This is a genomic window from Marinococcus halophilus (genome assembly GCF_900166605.1).
In the GTDB taxonomy this organism is placed as follows: domain Bacteria; phylum Bacillota; class Bacilli; order Bacillales; family Marinococcaceae; genus Marinococcus; species Marinococcus halophilus.
Window position 1 is genome coordinate 23,908 of the sequence record NZ_FVZD01000005.1, and the last position, 24,620, is coordinate 48,527.

At 46.9% G+C, this 24,620-nt stretch carries 27 protein-coding genes; 2 read left to right on the plus strand and 25 right to left on the minus strand.

Going from position 1 to position 24,620, the window contains the following annotated elements; translation table 11 throughout:
- Positions 1-78 precede the first annotated feature (78 nt).
- The 13 genes from pth to metG form a co-directional block, all read right to left on the minus strand.
- Positions 79-633: an aminoacyl-tRNA hydrolase gene (gene pth, locus B5066_RS02515; protein ID WP_079475037.1), complete on the minus strand. Its 555-nt coding sequence runs from the start codon at positions 631-633 to the stop codon at positions 79-81.
- A 230-nt stretch (positions 634-863) separates the two neighbouring features.
- Positions 864-1,532, minus strand: a complete 669-nt coding sequence (locus B5066_RS02520) for a 50S ribosomal protein L25/general stress protein Ctc (RefSeq protein ID WP_079474397.1) — start codon at positions 1,530-1,532, stop codon at positions 864-866.
- A gap of 127 nt (positions 1,533-1,659) precedes the next feature.
- Positions 1,660-2,610 (minus strand): ribose-phosphate diphosphokinase, encoded by a 951-nt coding sequence (locus tag B5066_RS02525; RefSeq protein ID WP_079474398.1) that lies wholly within the window; start codon positions 2,608-2,610, stop codon positions 1,660-1,662.
- A 16-nt stretch (positions 2,611-2,626) separates the two neighbouring features.
- A complete protein-coding gene (gene glmU, locus B5066_RS02530) occupies positions 2,627-4,015 on the minus strand; it encodes a bifunctional UDP-N-acetylglucosamine diphosphorylase/glucosamine-1-phosphate N-acetyltransferase GlmU (RefSeq protein ID WP_079474399.1) in 1,389 nt (462 codons plus the stop codon).
- 188 nt (positions 4,016-4,203) lie between these two features.
- Positions 4,204-4,500 carry a septation regulator SpoVG gene (gene spoVG / locus B5066_RS02535; RefSeq protein ID WP_079474400.1) on the minus strand — a complete coding sequence of 99 codons (297 nt, stop codon included), beginning with the start codon at positions 4,498-4,500 and terminating at the stop codon, positions 4,204-4,206.
- A 347-nt stretch (positions 4,501-4,847) separates the two neighbouring features.
- On the minus strand, positions 4,848-5,225 hold the full coding sequence (locus B5066_RS02540; protein ID WP_079474401.1) for a RidA family protein: 378 nt from the start codon (positions 5,223-5,225) through the stop codon (positions 4,848-4,850).
- Positions 5,222-6,064 carry a pur operon repressor gene (gene purR / locus B5066_RS02545; RefSeq protein ID WP_079474402.1) on the minus strand — a complete coding sequence of 281 codons (843 nt, stop codon included), beginning with the start codon at positions 6,062-6,064 and terminating at the stop codon, positions 5,222-5,224. Before purR ends, B5066_RS02540 begins: the two co-directional genes overlap by 4 nt.
- A gap of 59 nt (positions 6,065-6,123) precedes the next feature.
- Positions 6,124-6,987 carry a 4-(cytidine 5'-diphospho)-2-C-methyl-D-erythritol kinase gene (gene ispE / locus B5066_RS02550; protein WP_079475038.1) on the minus strand — a complete coding sequence of 288 codons (864 nt, stop codon included), beginning with the start codon at positions 6,985-6,987 and terminating at the stop codon, positions 6,124-6,126.
- Between the two features lie 238 nt (positions 6,988-7,225).
- Complete coding sequence (locus B5066_RS02555; RefSeq protein ID WP_022792872.1) at positions 7,226-7,480, minus strand: Veg family protein; 255 nt, start codon at positions 7,478-7,480, stop codon at positions 7,226-7,228.
- 121 nt (positions 7,481-7,601) lie between these two features.
- A complete protein-coding gene (rsmA, locus tag B5066_RS02560; RefSeq protein ID WP_094908854.1) occupies positions 7,602-8,480 on the minus strand; it encodes a 16S rRNA (adenine(1518)-N(6)/adenine(1519)-N(6))-dimethyltransferase RsmA in 879 nt (292 codons plus the stop codon).
- Complete coding sequence (gene rnmV / locus B5066_RS02565) at positions 8,477-9,043, minus strand: ribonuclease M5 (protein ID WP_079474404.1); 567 nt, start codon at positions 9,041-9,043, stop codon at positions 8,477-8,479. The genes rsmA and rnmV overlap by 4 nt, the downstream gene beginning before the upstream one ends.
- Before the next feature lie 87 nt (positions 9,044-9,130).
- Positions 9,131-9,895, minus strand: coding sequence for a TatD family hydrolase (locus B5066_RS02570; protein WP_079474405.1), 765 nt, complete (start codon positions 9,893-9,895; stop codon positions 9,131-9,133).
- An 18-nt stretch (positions 9,896-9,913) separates the two neighbouring features.
- A complete protein-coding gene (gene metG, locus B5066_RS02575; protein ID WP_079474406.1) occupies positions 9,914-11,899 on the minus strand; it encodes a methionine--tRNA ligase in 1,986 nt (661 codons plus the stop codon).
- 646 nt (positions 11,900-12,545) lie between these two features.
- Between metG and B5066_RS02580 the strand changes: the two genes are divergently transcribed.
- Positions 12,546-12,839, plus strand: coding sequence for a transition state genes transcriptional regulator AbrB (locus tag B5066_RS02580; protein WP_079474407.1), 294 nt, complete (start codon positions 12,546-12,548; stop codon positions 12,837-12,839).
- 38 nt (positions 12,840-12,877) lie between these two features.
- On the opposite strand, the gene rsmI is transcribed toward B5066_RS02580, so the two are convergent.
- From rsmI to B5066_RS02635, 11 genes are all read right to left on the minus strand, one after another.
- Entirely contained in the window at positions 12,878-13,738 is an 861-nt protein-coding gene (gene rsmI, locus B5066_RS02585) for a 16S rRNA (cytidine(1402)-2'-O)-methyltransferase (RefSeq protein ID WP_079474408.1), read from the minus strand.
- On the minus strand, positions 13,707-13,994 hold the full coding sequence (locus B5066_RS02590) for a GIY-YIG nuclease family protein (RefSeq protein WP_079474409.1): 288 nt from the start codon (positions 13,992-13,994) through the stop codon (positions 13,707-13,709). Before B5066_RS02590 ends, rsmI begins: the two co-directional genes overlap by 32 nt.
- Positions 13,981-14,721, minus strand: a complete 741-nt coding sequence (locus tag B5066_RS02595; protein ID WP_079474410.1) for a tRNA1(Val) (adenine(37)-N6)-methyltransferase — start codon at positions 14,719-14,721, stop codon at positions 13,981-13,983. The genes B5066_RS02590 and B5066_RS02595 overlap by 14 nt, the downstream gene beginning before the upstream one ends.
- Positions 14,722-14,763: 42 nt before the next feature.
- Positions 14,764-16,596, minus strand: a complete 1,833-nt coding sequence (locus B5066_RS02600) for an ABC transporter ATP-binding protein (protein ID WP_079474411.1) — start codon at positions 16,594-16,596, stop codon at positions 14,764-14,766.
- The gene (locus B5066_RS02605) at positions 16,593-18,311 is read right to left on the minus strand and encodes an ABC transporter ATP-binding protein (protein WP_079474412.1); all 1,719 of its coding nucleotides are present in this window, start codon (positions 18,309-18,311) and stop codon (positions 16,593-16,595) included. The genes B5066_RS02600 and B5066_RS02605 overlap by 4 nt, the downstream gene beginning before the upstream one ends.
- A 126-nt stretch (positions 18,312-18,437) precedes the next feature.
- On the minus strand, positions 18,438-19,319 hold the full coding sequence (locus tag B5066_RS02610) for an aldo/keto reductase (protein ID WP_079474413.1): 882 nt from the start codon (positions 19,317-19,319) through the stop codon (positions 18,438-18,440).
- A gap of 67 nt (positions 19,320-19,386) precedes the next feature.
- Complete coding sequence (locus tag B5066_RS02615) at positions 19,387-19,863, minus strand: GNAT family N-acetyltransferase (protein ID WP_079474414.1); 477 nt, start codon at positions 19,861-19,863, stop codon at positions 19,387-19,389.
- A gap of 99 nt (positions 19,864-19,962) precedes the next feature.
- A complete protein-coding gene (yabA, locus tag B5066_RS02620; RefSeq protein ID WP_079475039.1) occupies positions 19,963-20,331 on the minus strand; it encodes a DNA replication initiation control protein YabA in 369 nt (122 codons plus the stop codon).
- 31 nt (positions 20,332-20,362) lie between these two features.
- The gene (locus B5066_RS02625) at positions 20,363-21,178 is read right to left on the minus strand and encodes a PSP1 domain-containing protein (RefSeq protein WP_079475040.1); all 816 of its coding nucleotides are present in this window, start codon (positions 21,176-21,178) and stop codon (positions 20,363-20,365) included.
- Positions 21,179-21,180: 2 nt separating this feature from the next.
- Complete coding sequence (gene holB / locus B5066_RS02630; protein WP_079474415.1) at positions 21,181-22,170, minus strand: DNA polymerase III subunit delta'; 990 nt, start codon at positions 22,168-22,170, stop codon at positions 21,181-21,183.
- 16 nt (positions 22,171-22,186) lie between these two features.
- Positions 22,187-22,516, minus strand: a complete 330-nt coding sequence (locus B5066_RS02635) for a cyclic-di-AMP receptor (protein WP_079474416.1) — start codon at positions 22,514-22,516, stop codon at positions 22,187-22,189.
- Positions 22,517-22,782: 266 nt separating this feature from the next.
- Here B5066_RS02635 and B5066_RS02640 point away from each other — a divergent pair, with 266 nt between their 5' ends.
- Positions 22,783-24,117 carry a TolB family protein gene (locus B5066_RS02640; protein ID WP_079474417.1) on the plus strand — a complete coding sequence of 445 codons (1,335 nt, stop codon included), beginning with the start codon at positions 22,783-22,785 and terminating at the stop codon, positions 24,115-24,117.
- A gap of 37 nt (positions 24,118-24,154) precedes the next feature.
- Here the strand turns inward: B5066_RS02640 and B5066_RS02645 are convergent, their stop codons facing one another.
- The gene (locus B5066_RS02645; RefSeq protein WP_079474418.1) at positions 24,155-24,580 is read right to left on the minus strand and encodes a DUF948 domain-containing protein; all 426 of its coding nucleotides are present in this window, start codon (positions 24,578-24,580) and stop codon (positions 24,155-24,157) included.
- Positions 24,581-24,620: the final 40 nt, after the last annotated feature.

Here is a 24,620-nt window from a genome sequence, read left to right on the forward strand (position 1 = left end):
ATTCCTCCCTATTCATGATGTTATTTTTTTATCACGCAAAAGGAGAGCGGAACGCTTCAGTCCCACTCCGGCCCTCTATTAATTAAACTCGTTCATTACTTCATCAAATGATTTACTGCTCCACGCTTCTGCTGACGCTGCCGCCTTCTTCACAGCTTCATCCATCTGCTTTCGCTCCCCGGGCGGAAAAGTACCCAGAACATAGTCAATGACAGACGCCTTCTCCGGTTTCCCGATACCAATACGCAGGCGCTTAAACTCCTTCGTACCTAAATGTTCAATTAATGACCGTATACCATTATGGCCTCCGTGACCGCCCTTCTTGCGCAGGCGAACCGTACCGGGCGCCAGGTCCAGGTCATCATATACTACTAAAATGTCCTCTGGCGCGGCTTTGTAAAAATCAAGCATCGGGCCTACTGCTTCTCCTGATAAATTCATATAAGTTACCGGCTTTACCAGTATTACTTTTTCGCCCCCTGCCATTGTTTCGGCAGTTTCGCTCTTCCATTTGCTTTTTTTCCATGATAGCTGCCACATGGAAGCAAGCTCTTCTACAGCTTCAAATCCGATATTGTGGCGTGTTTTTTTATATTTTTTTCCCGGGTTGCCTAACCCGACAATAAATTTCATGCTGGACCCCCGCTCTGCCTCGTACATATAGGTTGGACTGCTTCTTTGTATTATACTAAAAAAACTGATTTTTGACGTTCGAAACGATTGCAGTGCTTGTCTTATTTTAAGATATTTCAGCTTTACAGCATAGCATAAATAAAGATCGCAGGGCGCCTGTCGAGCAGCGTTGCCTGCGATCTTTATTTATGACGGAGAGCCTGAAGCCCTCCGTCGCTTTGATACAGAAATTATGAATTGTTATTGTCGTTGCCGCCTTCTTCAGAGCCGCCTTCTTCGGATTCTTCATCCGCATCTACAAGCTCAGGCTCTTCTACTTCTTCTTCGCCTGGCTCTTCCGGCTCTTCTTCCGGTACAAGAACAGTAACAATCGTTTCTTCCGGCTCGCTCGTGATCGTGTAATTCAGACCTTCTGGCAGATCTGCTACTTGGATGGAGTCGCCGATGTTCAATGTTGAAACGTCCACGCTGATGCTGTCAGGAATTTCAGCAGGCAGTGCGCTGACAGTAATATTGAACATCATGTGGGAGACAACGCCGCCTTCTTTTTCCCCTGGCGCTTCGCCCTCGAGGTTTACAGCAACGTCTGCTTCCATTTCGGAAGTCATGTCTACTTCAAAGAAGTCAACATGGATAAAGTAATCCTTAATAGAGTCCACCTGCATATCATGCACAATGACCTGGTGTTTTTTGTTTTCGCCTTCAATAGTCAGATCAATGATGCCATTCTTTCCAGCTTCACGGATCGTTTTTAAAAATGTAATGTTGTCGACAGAAATAGGCTGGCTTTCCGTTTTCTTGCCATAAATAACGGCTGGGATTGTGCCTTCTCTGCGTAGTTTTTTCGTCACTGACTGTTTTGTCTCAGGACGACGAGCTGCAGTTAACTGCGTAGCCATGGTATTCACCTCATAAGTTAAATTTTATTTTCACGTGTTCGCGTAATTTTGCCCACTTGAGACAGAATTATACCAGAATCCACATCAAAAATCAATGGCTTATTCAAACCATTGATTTTCTTGTCGATTAATTAAACAAACGGCTTACCGAAGTCTGCTCGAAGACGTTAATAATCGCTTTAGCCATAAGCGGGCCGACGGAGAGCTGAGTTACTTTATCAATATTTTTCTCTTCCGGAAGCACAATGGAATTCGTTACTACAAGTTCTTCAATCTTAGAGTTTTCAATTCTCTCTATGGCCGGGCCGGAAAGTACCGGATGAGTGCAGCACGCGTACACATGGTTTGCACCTGACTCAATTAACGCGTCTGCTGCGAGCGTAATCGTTCCGGCAGTATCAATAATATCATCAATAATAATCGCCGTTTTGCCTTTTACATCACCGACAATATTCATGACCTCTGAAACGTTCGGCCGCGGCCGGCGCTTATCGATAATTGCGATAGGCGCCTTTAAGCGGTCTGCCATTCTACGCGCTCGCACCACGCCCCCGTGGTCTGGTGAAACAATAACGAGGTCTTCCAAACCTTTTTCGTTGAAGTGACGGGATAAAATAGGTTCTCCCTGCAATTGATCCACCGGAATATCAAAAAATCCCTGAATTTGTGTTGCGTGCAGGTCCAGGCTTAAAATCCTTGTCGCTCCAGCTGTCTCCAGCAGATTGGCAATCAGCTTGGCTGTAATAGGTTCCCTAGCCCGGGCTTTGCGGTCCTGCCGTGCATAACCATAATAAGGGAGCACAACGCTGATCGTTTTTGCCGACGCCCGCTTCAAGGCATCAATCATGATTAACAGTTCCATAATATGCTCATTGGCCGGGTCTGAGGTCGACTGGACCAAAAAGACATCGCAGCCGCGGATACTTTCTTCGATATTTATCTGCACTTCTCCGTCGCTGAATCGTTTTACAGAACTAAGCCCCATTGTTGTGCCGATCTGCTCAACAATTTCTTCGGCCAGCCTTGGATTCGAGTTCAGGGTGAATACTTTCAAATTGGAGCGATCCATCGTGGACATTTTTTAATTCCCTCCGTCACTTGTTTTGCTTTTTACCTGTGTTTAATTTTTCACTTACATAGTTCTCTTTATTTGTCTGCCTTGACCTCGCAATAGAAAGGGCATCCTCCGGAACATCCGAAGTGATCGTGGAGCCAGCCGCTACGTAAGCGCCTTTCCCCACGTTTACCGGCGCTACAAGATTGGAATTGCATCCGATAAATACCTCATCTTCGATTTTCGTTAAATGCTTACCCGCACCGTCGTAATTAACAGTAATGGAACCACAGCCGATATTCACATTTTTCCCTACCTCTGCATCTCCGATGTAGCTTAGATGGGAGGTTTTGCTTCCCTGGCCGATAGAAGCTTTTTTAATTTCAACAAAGTTGCCGATTTTAGCTTCGTCCCCAATTAATGAGGCCGGGCGGACATGAGCGTAAGGCCCGATTTGTACCAAGTTCCCTACCTCGCTGTCTGTCACTGTCGATTGCCGGACCACCGTTTCGCTGCCGATGACAGCGTTGCTGATTTCTGAATGAGGGCCGAGCTGGCAGGAGGTTCCTACATGCACACTGCCACGAAGAATTGTTCCCGGCTCAATGACTGTATCAGCACCGATCACGGCTTCTTTAGAGATATAAGTATTCTCCGGATCGATAATAGTTACCCCCTGGCGCATCCAATGTTCATTAATGCGGCGCCTCATAGCTTTCTCAGCCTGGGATAAAGCCACCCGGTCATTCACCCCAATTGTCTCAGAAAAATCCGGAGTGGTCCAGGCGGCTACTGTTTCGCCCTTTTCCTGAAGTATGCCGATGACATCAGGAAGGTAATATTCCCCCTGTACGTTATTGTTATCTACCTGGCTGAGCGCATGAAATAATGCTTCGTTATCGAAGCAGTATGTGCCTGTGTTAATTTCCCGTATCCCTTTTTCCGTTTCGTCTGCATCTTTATGTTCCACGATCCGCACGACTTCTCCGCTGCTGTTCCGGACGACCCGTCCGTATCCGGCAGGTTCATCTGCTATGGCTGTCAGGATGCTTGCTTTTGCTTCCATTTGTTCATGATGGTCCATCAGTGCCCGCATCGTACTCCCCTGGATCAAAGGGGTATCTCCGCAAGCGACGATGGTTGTGCCTTTTTTGCCTTCAAGCAGCTTTTTAGTCTGCATCACGGCATGAGCAGTTCCGAGCTGCTCCTCCTGAAGCACATAAGAAGTACGCTCTTGTAAACGCTCCTCGACAGCTTCTGCCCCGTGGCCGGTCACTGTGACTAATTGATCGGCACCGGCTTCTTCGAGCTCATCCACGACGTGCTCCACCATCGGTTTTCCGCAAACAGGATGGAGTACTTTATAAAGACTGGATTTCATACGGGTGCCTTTCCCGGCAGCTAAAATAACGGCATAGCGATTGTTCATGTAGGTTCCTCCATATGCGCATTTTTGTCCATTAAGAATAATATCTTAAAAGCTGTAGGTTTTCAAGAATACACTATTACCTATTCTACATAATGAAAGCCCGCCTATCCACCTGATTTCGCTTACAGACCAAAATAAATAACGGTCCCTCTTTGAGACCGTTATTGCTGCGGTGGTACGTTATAATGTTACGAAGCGCCGGCTTCGTTAAAATTTTTTTCTGTAGGCTGTTCATCCTGCTCTTCATATTCTGCTAATACAGCGGATTGGATCTTCTCTCTTGCCGCTGACGAAATAGGATGGGCAATATCACGAAATTCCCCATCAGGGGTGCGTTTACTCGGCATAGCAACAAAGAGACCGTTATTTCCATCAATGACCCGGATGTCATGAACAACAAACTCTTCATCGAATGTAATCGAAGCAATGGCTCTCATTCGTCCATCAGTATTTACCCGGCGCAGCCTGACGTCTGTTACCTGCATGTTTTCACCACCTTTGATTTATTAACTCACCTGTCTCTATGTATCTCTCCAGCTGAACATGGAGAGGATGATTAGTGACTTCTATATTGCTCTGCAAAATCCTGCCTGGGTCTGTAATCACCCGCAAATATATTTAATTTTTAAGTATATAAACATATATCCAGTATAACGATGTTTTAATTATGTTACCACATCTTTTTACGCGAGCTAAAAGTCCTGTATTCAAAATTTTTTTCGTTATAACTCTTATCGGCTTATCTTGTGGCCTTTTCTACCCTTATCATAAAAAAACAGCGCTCCAGCTGCCATTAGCGCGATTCACGCAGGCAGCAAAGAGCGCTGTTTTTTTATGAAGACAGTAAAGCAATAACTTCGATTTCCACCTTTACATCCTTCGGCAGGCGGGCCACCTCCACACACGAGCGGGCCGGCTGATGTTCTTGGAAGTAAGATCCGTACACTTCGTTAATAACCGGAAATTCATCCATATCTTTTATAAACACTGTGGCTTTAATAACATGATTCAGCGAAGAGCCGGCTTCAGCGAGTACCGCCTGCAGGTTTTGAAAAACCTGGTGCGTCTGTTCTTCCACGCCGCCGCTTACAATTTCGCCTGCGGTCGTCAGAGGAATCTGGCCGGAGCTGTAAAATACGTTATTTACCTTAATCCCCTGGGAATACGGCCCAATGGCCTCTGGTGCCTGCTTAGTAAATACTTCCTTCATCTCGATCTCTCCTTTTCCAGCTTTGTTAGAAAGTTTCCGGGCACTACGCGGATGTTTTTCGTCTTTTCGTTTACCTCTTCTACCCGAGCAATGCTTACATAGTCGTCCACCAGCCGTTCGCCTGCGCCTTCAGCTTCTACGAGCACACCAATGCCTGCCACATTCGCCCGGAACTCTTGGAGTAGTTCTATCATTCCGCTTACTGTGCCGCCTGCTTTCATGAAATCGTCTACTACAAGGACATTGGATCCTTCCGGCAGGCTCCGGCGCGCTAAAGACATCGTCTGGATACGCCTCGATGATCCTGATACATAATTGATGCTCACCGTCGATCCTTCCGTAACCCGGTGATCTCTTCGCACAATGCTTACAGGAACGTCCAAGTATGTACCAATTGCATAGCCAAGCGGAATACCTTTCATTGCCACAGTAACAATGGCATCAATTTGCCGGTCCGCAAAAACAGAAGCAAACATCTTTCCTACTTCATTCATCGTGCGCGGACGGCCAAGGATATCCATCATGTATAAATACCCTCCCGGGAGCAGCCGTTCTTTGTTTTCAAGCTTCTCGCACAGCCCGTCGACAAACAATTCTGCAGTGCTTTTTTCCACTTTCGGCACATACTGCACACCGCCGCTCGCGCCTGCCACCGTCCGCAGGGCCCCCACGCCCTGCGTTTCAAAAATTTCTTTAATAATAGTCAAATCTTCACTTACCGAGGATTTGGCGGATTCATACCTCTCTGTAAAATAACCAAGAGAGATAAGTTCATGTGGATGCTGCAGCAAAAAGTTGGTCATATCCACCAATCGGCCGCTTCGTTTCAGTTTTTTCATGCTTACCTCCGTAAAATCCGAATATTTAGCAAGAATATACCATTTTTATACGGATTTTATCAAGCATTTCGGTTGTTCAACAGTCGAACCGCGTACACTTGGGAGCAGAAGCCGCGAAGCGCGTTATACACACGGCTCACTTTACTTTCTTTATCTACCAGCCCGAAAACGGTAGGGCCACTGCCGCTCATCAGCGCAGCATCCACTCCCGAATCAAGCATACGGGCTTTGATCTGGCCCACTTCGGGATACAGCGGAAGAGTGACCTCTTCAAGGGCATTGGATAAAGACTGGCAAAGTTGTTCATAATTGCCGTTCCGAATCGCTTCCACCATTGCCGGCGTCATTTCCTTACGTTTTTTAGCCGCGTCGATTCTGCGGTAAATCTCCCCGGTAGAAACACCTGTAGGAGGCTTAGCTAAAATTACCCAGCAGGACGGGGGCGGATCAATGTGTTCAATTCGCTCACCCCGTCCGGTAGCGATCGCCGTTCCTCCGTGCACACAAAAGGATACGTCTGATCCGATCAGCGCTCCTATTTCCGCCAGCTCCTCCGTATCTGCACCGATCTCCCACAGCTCATTAACCCCCCGCAGCGTAGCTGCAGCGTCACTGCTTCCTCCGGCAAGCCCGGCAGCCACAGGAATGTTTTTATGTATGAAGATCGACACGCCATAAGCAATCTGGTATTTATCCTTTAACAGTTTTGCAGCCTGGTAGGCCAGGTTTCTGTGGTCTTCCGGAAGAAAACCTTCTGACATCTGCACGACAATTTTTCCATCTTTTCTTCGCTCAAACTCCAGTCGATCAGCCAAATCCACCTGGGCCATCACCATTTTCACCTCGTGATAGCCGTCCGCCCGTTTACCTAAAACGTCGAGCGTCAGATTTATTTTCGCCGGAGCCTTTTTTGATAACTTCACCATCATTCTCCTTCTCTCATCTTCCTCCACGTTTACCGTACTTTCAACCTTCTAACATTTTAGTGGAAAAACAGCAGCATGTACAGCAGGAAAAGCTCTCCAGGATGCGACTGGAGCATGGAGCGCGGGAAACTAAAGTCTTACGCCCACTTCAGCAGGGCTCTGCCCACGCAAAAAAGCTTTCCGCTTAGCGCAGAAAGCCTGTATGCTGTCCGGGGACTGCATTCGTATGTGTTAGTTAAGCCTGAAGCTCTTCTTCTTCCGTTAGATACAGTTTGACTGTCTGGGTGAGTACATCTGTATAGCTGTAAGAAAGACGTTCGACAGGATGCTGGGCTCTGTCTAGTTTGACAATAAAGACGGAAGGATATGTTTCCTCTAAATAACCGGAACGTTCGACGGTTTTCTTGCGTCCGCCATTAGCAATCACCGTAACTCGTTTACCTACTTTTAAATCCAACGCTTCTTTAATCTCCACCAATGTTTTTCCCATTGTCTAACCCACCTCACTAAAAATCATGTTAACATAACTCGGGTTAGTTGTCAAAAATTTTTCATTATAACAATTCTTTAATTTGAATGTCAATTACTAAATCTTTCTTTTTGGCAAGGTCTTAAAATTCTTGAGAAAAAGGAGCAAGTTCATTGGCTAAAAGCGCAAACTCTTCCATAGAAAGCGTTTCGCCCCGCCTGCCGGAATCGATGCCGGTTTGTTCAAATACCTGCATCAGCCTGTCTTTCCCTTCTGTTCCAGTGAGCTGGTGAAGCAGGTTGTTCCAAAGAGTTTTTCGACGCTGCGTAAATGACGCCCGCACCACCTGGAAAAAGAATTCCTCGTTTACTACGTGCACTGGCGGCGCCTCGCGCTTTTTCAAACGAAGGATCAGTGAATCGACTCTCGGCTGCGGAATAAATACGGTTTTAGGAACAGTCATTACTTTCTCTGTTTCTGCAAAATACTGCACCGCTATGGACAGGGAGCCGTAGGCTTTTGTGCCTGGCACGGCCGCCATCCGCTCTGCCACTTCCTTTTGCAGCATGATTACGATATTTTTAATTGGCAGCCTTTGTTCAAGCAAAGCCATTAGAATAGGAGTCGTAACGTAATACGGAAGGTTTCCCACCACGGATATACTGCGGCATTCACTCATGCGGTTTTGAATAAACGGCCCGAGGTCCACCTGCAGAATATCGTGGTGGTGCACGTGCACATGCGGGTAAGGAGCCATCGTTTCTTCCAGAATCGGAAGCAGGCGCTGATCAATTTCAAACGCCTCCACCTGGCCTGCCTGTTTTGCGAGATGCTCTGTCAGGGCCCCAATGCCGGGCCCTACTTCTATGACTCCGTCTTCCCGCTCTATACCTCCTGCTTCTGCGATACGCGTTAAAATGTTTGCGTCGATCAAGAAATTTTGTCCCAGGCTTTTTTTAAACGAAAATCCGTGTCGCTCCAAGATGTCTTTTGTGCGGCCGGGGGTCGCTATATCCTTCACTCCTTTTCCTCCTCTTTCATTAATTGTTCATAAGCTGCAGTGAATTCAGCTTGACTGATCTGAAACATTTCCAGCCTTTTTAGAAGCTGCTTCCCATTGGCATAACCAATGTTCAGTATTTCCCCCAGGCGGGCCCGTTTCTCTCTTGAGCCTCTTCCGGCAAACAATCCCAGTTCCAGAAGCTCCTGCCTTGTTACTGCGGCTGTCACTTCTGGGTGCTCCTTCTCACTACGAACGTGTCTTAACGCCTCCCGGATCGTCTCCGCCGAGGCGTGCTCCACACCCAGGCTCTCGCCCGGGCGCCCGGATGCTTTATCTTTTGTTAAGAAAGCATGCCTGCAGCCCGGCACACGCCGGCTGACGATTCGGCGGATTCTCTCGCCCGGCACATCTGGATCGGTTAGAATGATGATTCCTCTCCGTTTCTGAGCTAGTTCAATCCGCCGCAGTGCCTCCTCGCTTACTGCTGAACCGTTTGTTTCAATTGTGTCCGCCTCCACAGCATTACGGACAGCTGCGGTATCAGATTTGCCCTCCACTACGATACATTCATAAATACGCACGGCTACCTTCCTTTGAAACCATTTTAGTCTATTTCTATGATACAGCCCGCCTTCCCATTTTATGGAAATAGCGGGCCGGATCCTCTTTTACAGACGAAAAAGCTGTTTAGCGTTTTTCGTCGTTTGTTCAGCCAATTCTTCGTACGGAATTTCCTTTAATTCTGCGATTTTTTCAGCCACCAGCTTTACATAAGCTGGTTCGTTTCGTTTACCACGGTACGGGTGGGGCGCTAAAAATGGACAGTCGGTTTCCACTAACAGCCGGTCCATAGGGATTTCTCTGCTTACTTCCTTTGGCAGTCTGGCATTTTTGAATGTAACCGGTCCACCAAAGGAGATATAAAAATTCATATCCATACAGCGCTTAGCCGTTTCGGCGGTTCCTCCAAAGCAGTGCATAATACCGCCGACTTCTCCTGCATTTTCTTCCTCCAGCAAATCGACAATATCATCATGAGCTTCGCGGTCATGAATAATGATCGGCATATTTACTTTCTTCGCCAGGTGTATCTGCCGGCGGAATACGTCTTTTTGCACGTCCTTCGGAGATTTGTCCCAGTGGTAATCGAGTCCCATTTCCCCGAGAGCCACCACCCGTGGATGGGCGGTGAGCTCTTCCAGCCAGACCAGGTCCTGCTCGGTCATGTCGACAGCATCAACTGGATGCCAGCCGACTGCTGCGTAAATAAAATCATACGTTTCCGCGAGTTCTATCGCTTTAGGGATCGTCTCCCTGTCAAAGCCGACGACCGTCATGTATCCAACCCCGGCTTCTTTCGCCCGTTCGATGGTTTCTGCGACTTCTCCTTCGAATTGTTCTACGTTCAAATGAACATGTGTATCAAAAAGCATCACGTTCTCGTCCTTTCCTTAATTTACGACCGACCCGTTTGGAAGAGTCTGGTCGATGGTAGCAAGCGTAAGCTCTTTTCCTTTGGAAGCAGCCAGAATCATTCCTTCCGACCATTCTCCCCGAAGCTTCACTGCTTTCAGATTGGTAACACAGATCACCTTCCGGCCCTTCAAGTCCTCCGGGGCATAATGCTCTGCGATGCCGGAAACGACCTGGCGCTTCTCATCGCCTACGTCGAGCTGGATTTTAAGCAGTTTATTCGCTTTTTTCACCGGCTCTGCTTCGATGATTTCTGCTACCTTCAGCTCGACTTTTCCGAAATCATCAATCGTAATTTCATTGCTTTCTTCCGCTTCTTCCTCTTGGTCTTCTTCCTCTTTTACCGTTCCGCCCATCGACTCGATAATATACTTCACTTCATCTTCGTGCTGGAGACGAGGGAAGACCGGAGTGGCCTTGGTGGCTACCTTGGTGCTTTCTTTTATATGCCCGAAGGATTTTGTCGTCTCCCAGTCCATAATTTCTTCATTTATTCCAAGCTGCGACCAAATACTTTTCGGTGTCTCTGTCATAAACGGCTGAATCAGTATGCTGATTACCCGCAGAGACTCTGCTAGATGGTAAAGCACAGAACCGAGCACTTCCCGCTCGCTCTCGTCTCGTGCAAGAATCCATGGCTGGGTTTCATCAATATATTTGTTTGTGCGGCTAATAAGCTGCCAGATAGCTGTTAAAGCTACCGAAAATTCCATTTCTTCCACCGCATCTTCCACTTTGACGACAGTAGAATCTATCAATTCAAGCAGAGAAGCGTCATATGGGCTTGCATCTTTTACGTAGGCCGGGATCGAGCCGTCAAAATATTTATTCACCATCGCTACAGTCCGATTTAACAGATTACCCAGATCATTCGCAAGGTCATAATTTAGGCGATCCACAAATCCCTCTGGCGTAAATACCCCGTCCGAGCCAAACGGCACTTCCCGGAGCAGATAGTAGCGCACGGCGTCCAGACCGTACCTGTCAACAAGAGGAATTGGATCAACGACGTTCCCTTTGGATTTCGACATTTTTCCATCTTTCATTAACAGCCAGCCATGGCCAAACACCTTTTTCGGCAGCGGCAGATCGAGTGCCATCAGCATAATCGGCCAATAAATAGTATGGAAGCGCACGATTTCTTTACCAACAATGTGCACATCTGCCGGCCAGTATTTTTGATATTCTTCATCGTGATCTGTCGTATAACCGAGCGAAGTAATATAGTTGCTCAGTGCGTCAATCCATACGTATACCACGTGCTCAGGGTCACTTTTGACAGGAATGCCCCATTCAAATGTTGTTCTCGAAATCGATAAATCTCCAAGCCCCGGTTTAATAAAGTTATTAATCATTTCATTTTTACGGGACTCCGGCTGAATAAACTCCGGGTTATCTTCATAAAACTGCAGCAGGCGGTCCGCATACTTGCTCATTCTGAAAAAATACGATTTTTCCCGCACCTTCTCTACTGGATGACCACTTTCCGGACTGAGGCCGGCAACCACGCTGCCAGCTTCATCGTACTGTTTGTCTTCAAGCTGGGTTTCTGTATAGAAGGTCTCATCCGGCACAGAATACCAGCCTTCATACTCGCTTAAATAAATATCCCCGTTGTCCTTTAGTTTTTCAAAAATGATCTGTACAGCATCACGATGGCGGTCTTCAGTCGTGCGGATAAAATCATCGTAGGTGATGTTTAATTTATCCCAAAGCTGTTTAATATTTCGTGCTGCCTCGTCGACAAACTGCTGCGGACTGACCCCGTTTTCTTCCGCTTTTCTTTCAATCTTCTGCCCGTGTTCATCGGTACCAGTTAAGTATTTTACATCGTAGCCCCTCAGGCGTTTATAGCGGGCAAGGGCGTCTCCGGCTACTGTCGTATATGCGTGTCCAATATGAAGCTTCCCACTCGGATAATAAATCGGTGTCGTTAAATAAAACGTGTTCTTTTCTTCTGGCATGTTTATGTCCTCCTTTAAAAGTGTGTAAAGGTCCTTCCAATATAAAAAAGCTCCCGTCCGCCAAAGGGACGAAAGCTGCGCTCACGTGGTACCACCCAAATTTCCGCTATTTTTACAAATAACGGCTTATTTCCAGGCACACCCGGCCCCGGAAGTTCAGCGTTAACGCCGCCGACGGCCCGTCTTTACTGTTTCAGCTCACACGGACGTCCTCCCGGACCATTTTCTCCATTTATGCCGCACCGGTTTCCAGCCTTCCCGGTTCTCTGTGCCGACCTCCATAGATACTTATCCATTCTTCAGACCATATATTTTCTACAATAATATACTATGTGTTTTTTCCCTTTTCGTCAAAAATATTTTTATTCGACAATTCGACAAAAATGTTTTCAACACAGTAAATATTTCCTTATTATGAAAAATTTCTTTCTTATTCCTGAATTATAGTTTTTTATTTCAAAAATAAGTATAAAAATGATAAATAATATTGAATTATTTAAATAAATCACTTTGAAATTTTTGTTAAATTTCACAGAAATCATGATTCAAATTCGTTGACGGTATTAGAAAACATTGGTATTGTTAGCATACAGATAGAAAATGTCGAATTTTGACGAATAAAGCTAAAATTAAGGAGGACCTACCAATGAAATCAACAGGTATCGTACGTAAGGTTGACGAATTAGGGCGTGTAGTTATTCCGATTGAACTCCGCCGCACACTTGAAATCCAAGAGAAAGACGCTCTTGAAATTTATGTGGACCATGACCGCATTGTATTAAAAAAATACAAACCAAACATGACCTGCCAGGTAACCGGAGAAGTGTCTGATGACAACCTTTCCCTTGCCGACGGTAAAATCATTCTTTCTCCTGAAGGAGCTGAGTCCATTATTAAGGATCTTCAGGAATACGTGCAAAATCATAAATCGAACGCTTAAGTTCATAAGAAGTCTTTCCTTTCGGGGAAAGATTTTTTTTAGGGTTTATTTAACCCATGGTATGCCGCATATACTTCCTGCTTTTTAACATTTCGACGCTGGGCTGTTTTTTTAATAGCTTCTTTGCTTGAAGCCCCCTCTTCCACATACTTCCGAACTTCCTCCTCCATCGGCACATCTTCTTCAGGTTCATGCAAATCAGGCTTTTCTACAATTAATACACATTCCCCTTTGACCTCTCTGTTTTCAAATGCGGCCGCCGCTTCAAGCAGGCTTCCACGGACAAACTCTTCGTGTTTCTTCGTTAATTCCCTTGCCACGACAGCGGGCCCATCTCCCCATTCTTCATGGAGAAAACGAATTGTACCGAGCAGGCGGTACGGCGATTCATACAAAATAACCGGCACACCGGATGGGAGACGGTGCAGAACTGAACGTATATCCTTTTTCTTTCGCGGCAGGAAGCCATGAAAATAAAAGCCTCCTCCTCCAAGTCCGGAAGCGGTTAAAGCTGGCAGAAGAGCATTTGCGCCAGGAAGAGGCACCACCGGCAGCTCTTTTTTTATACATTCCTGCACAAGCTCATTCCCGGGATCGGACACAAGCGGAGTGCCCGCATCACTTACCATCGCTACCTGTTTTCCTTCCGTGAGCCATTGCAGAATTTTTTCCTGCTTCTGGCGTTTGTTATGTTCATGGTAGCTTTCTAAATAGGTTTCTATCTGATAGTGCTGGGTAAGCTTTTTCGTTTGCCTGGTATCTTCAGCCAAAATATAGTCCGCTTCCTGAAGTATACGGACAGCACGAAAAGTAATATCCTCCAGGTTCCCAATTGGCGTTGGCACTAAATAGAGCATGCCCGTTCTCTCAGAAGCTTGAAAGCTGAACTGCTGGGTCATCGTGCGCCTCCTTTATTAATCGTTGTTTTTGACTTCGCGGAAGCTTCTTAAGGCGGTACTCTTCCTGCATCGCTTCTTTTTTTGTCGTAAACCGCCGAAGGTAAACGAGCTGCACCGGCCCCCTGCCCTTTGTATACTTTGCCCCCCGGCCTGCATTGTGCGCCTCCAGACGTTTTCGCAAATTGTTCGTATAGCCTGTATACAGACTCCCATCCCGACATTGAAGCATATAGACAACGTGCTTATTTTGTTCCATAGTAAGATTGAAACTCCTCTGTATATTCGCCGGAAGTATTATACACAATAATCGGCGGCAGGCATTCCAAACCAGGCTTCCCTGCTTTTATTCCTTCGACCAGCGCAATGTTTGCCGCTCGCTCTGCCTTTGGATGAATAAGCTGCATCCGCTTCGGCTCGAGACGATATTTCCGGTAATAATCAAACAGTTCCGCAATCCTCTCCGGACGGAGAACCATAGCCACCTTGCCTTTCTGCTTGGCTAAAAAAGCAGCCGCCTGAACGAATTCTTCCAGACTTCCATGCTCTTCATGGCGGGCATTTGCCATTTTTGCCTGTTTATTTTTCAGCGCTTCCTGACGAGTATCGAAATAAGGAGGATTACATGTTACCAGTGACCACTGATCTCCATGATAATTGGCACGGGCTTCCCGCACGTCCGCCTGCTCGACAGTAACCTGCCCGCCTGCCCCGTTCATGGCCATCGTTCGTCTCGCCATATCACAAAGTACGGACTGCCTCTCTACCCCTGTAATAGGGACGCGGCTGCGCTCTGTCAATAAAAGAGGAATAATCCCATTTCCAGTGCCAAGATCGATAATCTTTCCAACAGTTTTCGGTGCAGAGCAAAAATACGCAAGCAGCACCGAATCAATGGAGAACGCAAAAGCATTGTCCTGCTGGATAATAGGCTTTTTGGAGGGAGTGTGATCGATTCTTTCTCCCTTTTGTAATGTTTCTTTCACTGCCTCCGCCCCCTGATTTTATACTTTTTCCCAGGACCCACCTCATATGTCTACCTTCTGCTGATTTGCTTGCTGAAACGCCGCATAGCGCCCCTGTTTTTGAAGAAGTTCACTGTGTGTGCCCTGTTCTGCAATTTCTCCATTATCCATTACATAAATAGTGTCTGCTTTTTCGATAGTGTTTAAGCGGTGGGCCACTACGAAGGATGTACGCCCCTCCATTAAGCGTCCCAGCGCTTCTTGTATTCTCATTTCTGTTACTGTGTCCACACTTGACGTTGCTTCATCGAGAATTAAAATTTTCGGATCGGACAGCGCTGCCTTGGCAATGGAAAGCAGCTGCCGCTGGCCATGACTGAACCCGCTGCCTTCTTTTCCAAGCATCGTCTGGTAGCCTTCCGGAAGCCGCTCAATAAACGCATGGGCGTTGGCAGCTTTCGACGCTTCTATGACTTGTTCATCTGAAGCCTCCAAATTACCGTAGCGTATATTCTCCATTACAGTTTTTTCAAACAGAAAATCATCCTGCAGCACCACGCTCATCTGCTCCCGCAGGCGTTTGATATTCCACTCGGAAAGAGGAGTCCCATCCACGTAGACCTCGCCGGCTTCTGCCGTATAAAAACCAATAATTAAATTCATGACGGTCGTTTTCCCCGAACCGGTAGGACCTATAAACGCAGCCGTTTCTCCGGCATTTACGTGAAAATCAACGCCATGAAGCACTTGTTCATTTTCATAGCCAAATGAAACGTCCTGAAACTTCACTTCTCCAGAAACAGTTTTTGCTGTTCCTTCTTTTATCCGGTGATCCTCCCCTTTTTCGTCCAAAAACGAAAAAATCCTCTCGGCTCCGGCAAGCGCTGCAAAAAGGGCATTAAATTGGTTGGCTAAATCGTTCAGCGGACGGGTGAACTGACGGGAATACTCCACAAAAATAAAGATTGTACCGATAGTAACTGTCCCGATACCGTAATACGCCAAAATGCCTCCTGCGCCTGCGGTGACCGCAAAGTTGATATTGTTTAAAAAGTTCATCCACTTCGGAATAAACCCGGAATATGTCTGAGCCCAGAAACCTGCATGGCGAAGGCTTTCACTTTCCTGCTCAAACTCCTGCATCACGCGCGGTTCTTTAGAAAACACCTTTACGATCGACTGGCCGGAAATGGTTTCTTCAGCATATCCGTTTACTGCTCCCACTGCCTGTTGCTGTTTCTGAAACAACAGCCTGGTCCGTTTCGTAATCCAGCGAAGGCCAACAAACATGATCGGTAAAAACAGGAGCGTAAAAAAGGTAAGTAAAGGACTGATCACCAGCATAATAATGAGAATCCCTGTAAACGTCAGCAGGCTGGTCATGATCTGTACTACTGAAGTGTTTAACGTTGTCGATATATTATCCATATCATTGGTCATTCTGCTCATGATATTTCCGTGCTTTCGTTTATCAAAAAAAGAAATCGGAAGTGTCTGCAAGTGGGAAAACAGGTGGTAACGCAGCTTAAAAACCGCCTGTTGGGCGAGAGAGATCATCACATAGGTCTGGACGGTGCTCATGACTCCCCAGCCAATATACACGGCAAATAATAGTAATAAAACCGTTCCAAATCCGTCGAGCTGCTGCGGGACTAAATAATGATCAACAATGTGGCCAAGGAGCAGCGGGCCGGAAAGCATAAAGGCAGCAGTAAAAATTACACAGATAAAAACAGCGGTAAGCCGCCATTTCTGAATGGCCAGATAAGACCAAAGCCGGGCTGTCGTCTGTTTCCAGTTCTGTACCCTGTCGGTCCCGGGATGGCTGTCTTTCTTAGAAGGATCAATGTCCGGGTGTTTATACCGAAACGGTGAAGTGAGCCAGTGCTTTTTCATGTCGCCGCCTCCTTCCCGTACTGTGATTGATACAGCTGCCTGTAGAATGCAGACTCTCCATATAGTTCTTCATGGGTGCCAAAACCAATGACTTCCCCGTGCTCGAGAAGCAGCATTTTATCTGCTTTCAGCGCTGTGGAAAGCTTTTGGGTCACTAAAATGGAAGTACAAGAATACGCTTCAAGCGCGCCCAGAAATTCTGCTTCCGTTTCCGCATCCAGCGCACTCGTGCTGTCATCCAGAAGCAGGAGGCCAGGGTTGCGAAGCAACGCCCGGGCAATTGTCACCCGCTGTTTCTGGCCACCGGATAGATTCACCCCGTTCTGTCCGATCAATGTCTCCTCCTGCTCCGGCAGCGCACGCACCGTTTCCCCGAGCTGGGCCGTTTCCAGTGCTTTGTTTATTTCCTCAGTTTCCGCTCCCTCCAGTCCCCATTCTACATTCTCCCGGATCGTTCCTGAAAACAATTTTGCCTCCTGGGGCACATAGCCAATCTGGTTTCTTAAAGAAGTAATATTAAGCTCCCGGGCATCCGAATCATCGATGAGAAGCTGGCCGTTGGCCGGCTCATACAAACGAAGCATCAGTTGAAACAAAGAAGACTTGCCGGCTCCTGTCGCCCCAAGAACTGCCATTTGTTCCCCGCGTTTCACGTGAAACGTCACATTATTTAAAGCCGGAACCCGGCTCTCATTATAAGCAAAAGTTACATTCTCAAACTGAACATCTATGCTTCCTTCATCCTTCACGTTATACTGCCCCGAATTTTCTTTTTCGGTTCCTTCAAGTACTTCTTCAATCCGGGAAGCAGAAGTTCTTGCCCGGGCCAGCAACGTGATTAGCATACCCACAACACCAAGAGCCCCGGTCATTCGCGTGGCGTAATTAACTACCGCCACCACTTCGCCTACCTGAGCTTCATTGTTTTGCACAGCAGCTCCTCCAATCCAGAGCATGAGCACAATTGCAGCATTCATTAAAAACAACAGAATTGGCGAGGTAAGAGCGGTATAGCGAAATGCTTTGAGAGCGCTCGCCTGAAGGGCTTCATTCTCCATAAAAAAGCGTTTAATTTCATGCTGTTCCCGGCCAAATACCCGAACGAGCCTCAAACCACCAAGGTTTTCTTTCATTACCCTGTTTACTGCATCAATACGCTGCTGCAAACTGCCGAAATAAGTCATTCCTTTTCTCATCAGCCATGCGAGTATGAGCAATAAAAAAGGAATAAAAACCACCAGAATGAGAGCCATACGGGCGTTTACCACAAAAGCCATGATAGTCGCGCCAACCAACAGAAGCGGTGAACGAAGCATAAACCGCAACAGCATTACAATCATGTTTTGGACCTGGGTAATATCGTTGGTCAGCCTGGTAAGTAAAGAGGACTGCGGGAAGCCCTGCAGCTTTTCCAGACTTGACTCCTGGAGACGTTTATACATTTCATTGCGCAGATCAAAGCCGGTACTGTGCCCGACATGGTCAGCGAAAAAACAGTTCAGTACCCCAACACCAAAGCTGAGCAGGGCTAGGCCTGCCATCGAAAGTCCAAGGCTCACAACCAGGCCAAGGTCATTGTTTGCGAGACCTTCATCGATCAGTCGCGCAAGCAGAAGCGGCTGAAACAATTCAACCGACAATTCAATCAAAAGCAGAAAAAAAGACAACACCGCTGCTGCTTTATAAGGACGAACGTAACGTAAAATAGTTTTCATCAAAAGACTCCTTGCACATTTCTGCCCGCGTAATGAATTATTTATATTTTAGCACATGCCTATGATTAATTTCTTCTCTGTCCGGCACAAAAACCGGCCTTCTCCTCAGAAAAGGCCGGCTGGCAGCTACACGATGTCGAGTGGTTGTTTTGTCTGCGGCTTTGGAAAAGCGCGGTCCAGCATTTCCAGTTCTTCATTTGCCAGCGTCACACTTGCCGCCCCGGCATTCTCCCGCACATGTGCCGGATTGGACGTCTTCGGAATACTTAACACCATACCGGATTGAATGGTCCAGGCGAGGGCAATCTGAAGCGGCGTCATACTCCGGCGTTCAGCGATTTCTTGTAAGGTACGGCTTTCCCCAAGCGTTCGCCCTCCTCCCTGATCGAGCGGGCAATAGGCAATTACCGGCATCTGCTGCTCCTTCATCCACGGCATCAGATCAAACTCAATGCCCCTTGAAGCCAGATGGTACAGTACCTGATCGCAGACGGCGTTGTTTCCGTGCTCGAGCGATAGCAGTTCTTTCATATCCCTTACGTCCAGGTTAGAAACACCCCAACGCTTAATTTTTCCGTCTGCCTTTAATTTTTCCATATCCCGTACGGTCTCTTTGAGAGGGATACTCCCGCGCCAGTGAAGTAAATACAAGTCCAGCTGATCTACACCGAGACGACTGAGAGATCCTTCACAGGCTTCTTCAAGTTTTTTGCCGCCGGCATTATTCGGGAGAACTTTAGAAACGAGGAAAGCTTCCTCCCTCCTGCCTTTCACCGCCTCTCCGACAAGCTCTTCTGCTTTACCGCCGCCATACATTTCCGCTGTATCGATGACCGTCATTCCGCAATCAAGACCTGTACGAAGAGCCTCTATTTCCTGCTGCCTTAAACCGGAATCATCACCCATATGCCAAGTGCCCTGGCCAAGTGATGGTAGTACAGTGCCGTCCCGGAGAGTTACCGTACACGCCTGTACATATTCTTTAATAGTATTCGAGGTGCTGCTCATGGGTCATCCATCCTTTCACTCTGTTTTTTGTACCACCGGGAGCTTCTTTAAAAGCAAGTCAAACTTTTTACCTGTGCAGCTGTTTTTTCATTATTATCGTTTTTAACGGCGTTTCCATAAACAATTCTGTGAAGCGTTCCGTTTCCAGAAAGCCCTGCTTCTGGTAAAAAGCTTCGGCGCCGGCATTGCCCTCCTCCACATAAACCGTCATTAACTTTTTTTCGACAGAAACATATTCCATCCCAACATCAAACAGCTTCTGGCCCCACCCAGCCCGTTGATGCTCCGGCAGTACGTAAAGAGCTGCAAGCTCTGCCTCCTCCTGCTGCACCACATTGATATAGCCGATCAGCCTGCTCCCGGTAACAGCCGCTAAAAAAATGGATTCCCTGCGTTTAACGTCAAACATTTTTTTAGAATATGCAGCGTCGATAAACGCCTGCCTTGTCGAGGCCGGGATTAAATTTTCATATGTGTGCTCCCACGTTATTTCAGCTACCCGGCGCACCGCTTCATAATCTTCATCTTCTACTAGCCTGATCACTTTATGTCCTCCTATTTAAGAAACGTCTTCCTGAACGTCCTGAAGATATAAACGAAACCGCTTGTCTTTACAGACAGGCGGTTTCAGATAGCTTATGCTTTATTTTTGGTTCAAAAAGGAAAGACAGAATAAACAGTCTCCATCCGTACGCAGACTCCCATAATGCATATTACAAATGTGGAAGCCTTCATGGTACAGGCGGGCAAGGTTGTCATACCCTTCTCCCATACTGCTTGCCTGAATGCGGCTCGGGCCTGGCTGAGAGGTACCTCCGGCTAATTCCTTTTCCTGCACCTCTTCGCCGCTGTCCTCCACGCGCTGGCGCAGATGCTGATTTTCGAGTACGAGTGCCTGATTTTCTTCAATCAGCATCGCCAGCTGTTCTTTGAGCTCCCCCAATTCATCATGGAGTCTTCCGATCCGCTCTTCCATATGAATCACCTGGGAAAAGATTTCTTTTTTATCCACTCGCACCCCCCCTTTTCCGTCCGTATGGCTGTTATCCTGCGATGAAGCCTTCATCCAGCAGTTCGTCCAGTGAAAATTCCAACACTCTCTCTTCTTCTGCATAATTTACCTGGACGAGGCGTTCTAAAATATTGATGCCGGCTACTTTTCCTTTGCCTTCTGGAGTGTTGATATGTTCTCCTACGTCGGGCATTTCACGCTTAGCTGTTTCATAATGATCATTTTCATATTTCAAACAGCACATAAGCCTTCCGCACAGACCGGAAATCTTCGCCGGATTTAAGGAAAGATTCTGATCTTTTGCCATCTTAATGGAAACCGGTTCAAAATCTCCAAGGAACGTCGAACAGCAAAGCATTCTTCCGCACGGGCCTATGCCACCGAGCATTTTGGCCTCATCCCGAACACCGATCTGCCGGAGTTCAATTCTTGTACGAAACTGAGAAGCTAAATCCTTCACCAGCTGGCGGAAATCCACCCGCCCTTCAGCCGTGAAGTAAAACAAAATTTTATTTCGGTCAAAAGTATACTCCACGTTTACCAGATTCATATCCAGCTGGTGTGTGGCAATTTTATCGCAGCCAAGATCATATGCTTCCTGCTCCAACTGTTTATTTTCTTTAACAGCAGCATGATCATCTTCGTTGGCAAGCCTCATGACTTTTTTTAACGGCAGCACGACGTCGTCGCCGCTGACCTGTTTATTTTCAAGCACTACTTTTCCGTACTCAATTCCTCTCGCCGTTTCTACTATGACCCAGCTTTCTACCTGTGCGTCATGGCCATTTGGGGAAAAGTAATAAATCTTTCCCGCCTTTTTAAACCGAACGCCTACTACATCATGCAATGTCATGATCCCTCCTGTAACTGGATCAGCAGATGTTCCATTAGAAGCTGCGCATTCGCATTGGCCCGGAGCCGGCGCTTTGCTTCTAAAATTGCCTGCAGTCGGGCAACGACCTCCATTTCTGAAAAACGAAGGGCTACTCGTTCCAACGTCGCTTTTTGATCGAAGTATGTGATGTCATCCGAACCGTATGTGATCGACAGGAGGTCGCGATACCAAAAAAGCAGCATATCTAAGCCGATGTCCAGTTCTTCTCTATCTGAAAAATGTCCAAGCCATTTATCCTGTAGTGTCAATAATGCACTGTGAAGGCGCTGATGCACCTCTTCCGTTAATTGTATCACTAGATTTCGGCCCTGTACAATCCACTCAGCCTGTGCCGCCTCGTTTTCACGCTCTGGCACATGAGGAAGCTTTGCAAGCAGGCCGGCTGCAATTTCCCCTGTACCCTCCCTTTCCTGAAACAGACGGCGCCGCCGTTCAATGGACGGGGGAGAGAACGAAATCTTTTGGGCACGGGACTGGATAGTGTCCAAAAGGAAATGCGCATTCTCTGTTAATAAAATTGCCAGTGTCGGGCTTTCCGGTTCTTCGAGAAACTTCAGCAGGCTGTTGGCCGCACTTGCCGTCATCCGGTCCGCGTCTTCGATAATATAAATTTTTAACCGGGCTTCCATTCCTTTGTAAGTGAATTCTTTTTGAAGCATCTCCACTTGTGCTTTTTTAATCGAAGCACCTTCCGGCTGTAAAAACATTACTTCCGAATGATTCCCGTGCGTGATCCTGCGGCATTCCCGGCATTCTCCGCACGGCGCAGGGACGTCTTTTCCCACGCAAAAAAAGCGCTGTGCCATTAAAAGCGCTGTTTCGCGCTTGCCGGCACCCGCTTTTCCTTCAAATATATAAGCATGGGCCACGCGGTCTTTGTTCATGCTTCTTTCCAACAGCGACATTACTGTAGGCTGTTCTTCCTGCATGGCTTCCCAACTCATATTGATCTCTCCGTCTTTAATATTTTTCAAACTCTTCTACGTTTAATTGAAACACAGTCGCTCCGCCAACCTGCACTTCGACAGGATACGGTACATAGGAATCTGCATTTCCGCCCATAGGTGAAACAGGAGCGACGAGCTGTTCCCGGGTTTTGCAGTTTTCCTGGATGACTTTTTTTACTTCATCCACCTGCTCATCTTCCACGCCGATTAAAAACGTAGTGCTCCCGGCTTTCAAAAAACCACCAGTACTCGCGAGCTTGGTTGCCTGGAAATTTGCTTCTACGAGCGCATTAGACAACCGGTTACTATCTTTATCCTGCACCACAGCTACTAACAGCTTCATGCTCCGTACCTCCTATTTCGTCCAATTCCACAATATTTATTACTTTTATTTTACTGTATATACAGGAAAAAGTGAAGCATGCCAGCAAAACAGCCGTTTTTTTACACACGGGATCGATCCCTTAAGCCTACGACTTTTTTATCAATATACAGGAACAAATACACCAGAATTGAAGCCAGATATAAAATATGGAATACTTCAAGTAACAGTTTCCTACTTATGACATTGCTGATCTATTAGATTAACGAAGAAAGGAAGTTAGACTCATGCGCTTTCCCCGCTGGCTGATCCGGGCCGTCCTTATTACTGCCGTCTTATTAATAGGTTCAACAGCTATCGGTTATTCCAAGGCCGAAGACCCTTACCGGTCCTTTAATGGAATGGGAAGCAGTGTCTCTGTTGCTCCTTCTGATGATAAATTAGCTTTTACTTACATTAAGGACGGACAGGAAAAAATTTACACTTCCACCACTGGCGGTAAAAACCCCGAACCGGTTACTGACCTTGATCAGCCGCAGTTTTCGCCCTCTTTTCATCCGCATTCACCGGACGATATTCTGTTCTTATCCGAACAGAAAAACTCGGTTCGCTCTCTTTATACAGCAGAGACACCAAGCAGCCAGGTTGAACGATTAACCGGCAGTGAACTTCATGTGCGTGATGCTGCCTATTCCCCGGATGGCACGCTCATTTACTTCTTAGGCATGCCAGCGGAGGCATGGAAATCGGCAGGCCGAAACACGGAGGAAGGATTTAATATTTACTCCATGCCCGCGGACGGGGGAGCTTATAAAAAAATTACCAGTGAAAGCAAGTATTTGATGGGGAATATTTCTCCTGACGCTACGGGAAACATGCTTTTATACACATACACCGAAGGCCCTGAAGATGAAATACACGTAGGGATGAAAACCCTGAATAACAAAGTATACGAAGAACATATTGAATTTGCGAATAACCTCCCCGGAGGACTGTACAACCCGACAGCTTCGCCGTCAGAAAGCCTCTATGCCTACACAACCAATGTCGCTTCGAGTCAGGAGCCAAGCTACCAGTACGATTTATTTTTGTATGATCTTGAAGAGATGCAGGCTAAACGATTGACCAATCATGAAAGTAACATTGAATCTCCTTCTTTCTTTCATCACTCGAAGGATATTGCCTACATGCACCAGAAAAACTGGCCGGAGGAACCGGCGGAGTTTGAACTGCGTATCGTAAATAGCGAAACCGGGGCTGATGAAGTGGTGCCCGTCAATATGAATCAAGCCGGTGATTCGCTTCTTGCAGCAGGGCTTGGGGCAGCCCAGAAAGCCGTTAATGTATATGTGATTGGTTTTTTCTATACCCTGTTTGGCAGCTGGTTCATTATTGCTGCGCATAAAAAATACCGCCCGCTTCTAGTCGGGGCGGCAAGCACCGTAGCTGTCCTGGGAGTGTGGGTCTTCTGCCGTATTGGGGAAGCCTCTTACCCGTGGCTTGCTGCTGTCTGTTCAGGGCTGATAGTGCCGCTTTTAATCTGCACCGGCATCTTATTTCTATTCGGGTTAATCCAGTCGTATCGTCTGAATATCCGTGAATATAAAGCTTCCTCCCAGTAAAAAAGCAGCCAGGAGAAATATCTCCGGCTGCTTTTATCTATGCCTGCTTACGGTTTTTCCATTTCGCATACAGGTCGACCACCGTGTCGCCAATATCGCGTATTTGGGCCACCTGTTCATTTTCTTTCGTACGCTTTTGATTTTCGTGAAGTGTTTCTGTAGCTACTGCACGCGTCGCTATATGATATTTACCTACAGCTTCTTTGGACTCCTTCAGCGTATTTGTAAATTCCTGGATCGTCTCCATATCCCGATTGACGGAATCATTAATAACCTCCAGGCGCTGGGTCAGTGTCTCTGACTCATTGATTAAACCATCTGTTTTCTTTTGAATGCGCTCCATTGTTTCATTGATGGTTTTCATCTGGGAAGATGCTGCTTTAACAGCCTGCACTACACCGATAACTAACCAGACAAGTGCCAAAACAATAATAGCGATACTTACATATAAAATAGCAATCATCTGTCCGGCTCCTTTCTTGCGATATTTTCCTAAATACCTT

Coding starts and splice junctions, on each gene's coding strand:
- B5066_RS02610 (WP_079474413.1), bottom strand. CDS start 19,319: ATGAGCAGCACCTCGAATACTATTAAAGAATATGTACAGGCGTGTACG.
- B5066_RS02555 (WP_022792872.1), bottom strand. CDS start 7,480: ATGGGAAAAACATTGGTGGAGATTAAAGAAGCGTTGGATTTAAAAGTA.
- purR (WP_079474402.1), bottom strand. CDS start 6,064: ATGAAAAAACTGAAACGAAGCGGCCGATTGGTGGATATGACCAACTTT.
- rsmI (WP_079474408.1), bottom strand. CDS start 13,738: ATGACCCAGCAGTTCAGCTTTCAAGCTTCTGAGAGAACGGGCATGCTC.
- spoVG (WP_079474400.1), bottom strand. CDS start 4,500: ATGCAGGTAACAGACGTCAGGCTGCGCCGGGTAAATACTGATGGACGA.
- metG (WP_079474406.1), bottom strand. CDS start 11,899: ATGCCAGAAGAAAAGAACACGTTTTATTTAACGACACCGATTTATTAT.
- B5066_RS02580 (WP_079474407.1), top strand. CDS start 12,546: ATGAAATCAACAGGTATCGTACGTAAGGTTGACGAATTAGGGCGTGTA.
- B5066_RS02540 (WP_079474401.1), bottom strand. CDS start 5,225: ATGAAGGAAGTATTTACTAAGCAGGCACCAGAGGCCATTGGGCCGTAT.
- holB (WP_079474415.1), bottom strand. CDS start 22,170: ATGAGTTGGGAAGCCATGCAGGAAGAACAGCCTACAGTAATGTCGCTG.
- glmU (WP_079474399.1), bottom strand. CDS start 4,015: ATGAACAATCGCTATGCCGTTATTTTAGCTGCCGGGAAAGGCACCCGT.
- B5066_RS02520 (WP_079474397.1), bottom strand. CDS start 1,532: ATGGCTACGCAGTTAACTGCAGCTCGTCGTCCTGAGACAAAACAGTCA.
- B5066_RS02590 (WP_079474409.1), bottom strand. CDS start 13,994: ATGGAACAAAATAAGCACGTTGTCTATATGCTTCAATGTCGGGATGGG.
- B5066_RS02605 (WP_079474412.1), bottom strand. CDS start 18,311: ATGAAAACTATTTTACGTTACGTTCGTCCTTATAAAGCAGCAGCGGTG.
- B5066_RS02635 (WP_079474416.1), bottom strand. CDS start 22,516: ATGAAGCTGTTAGTAGCTGTGGTGCAGGATAAAGATAGTAACCGGTTG.
- B5066_RS02525 (WP_079474398.1), bottom strand. CDS start 2,610: ATGTCCACGATGGATCGCTCCAATTTGAAAGTATTCACCCTGAACTCG.
- B5066_RS02570 (WP_079474405.1), bottom strand. CDS start 9,895: ATGCTTTTTGATACACATGTTCATTTGAACGTAGAACAATTCGAAGGA.
- B5066_RS02640 (WP_079474417.1), top strand. CDS start 22,783: ATGCGCTTTCCCCGCTGGCTGATCCGGGCCGTCCTTATTACTGCCGTC.
- B5066_RS02645 (WP_079474418.1), bottom strand. CDS start 24,580: ATGATTGCTATTTTATATGTAAGTATCGCTATTATTGTTTTGGCACTT.
- pth (WP_079475037.1), bottom strand. CDS start 633: ATGAAATTTATTGTCGGGTTAGGCAACCCGGGAAAAAAATATAAAAAA.
- B5066_RS02600 (WP_079474411.1), bottom strand. CDS start 16,596: ATGAAAAAGCACTGGCTCACTTCACCGTTTCGGTATAAACACCCGGAC.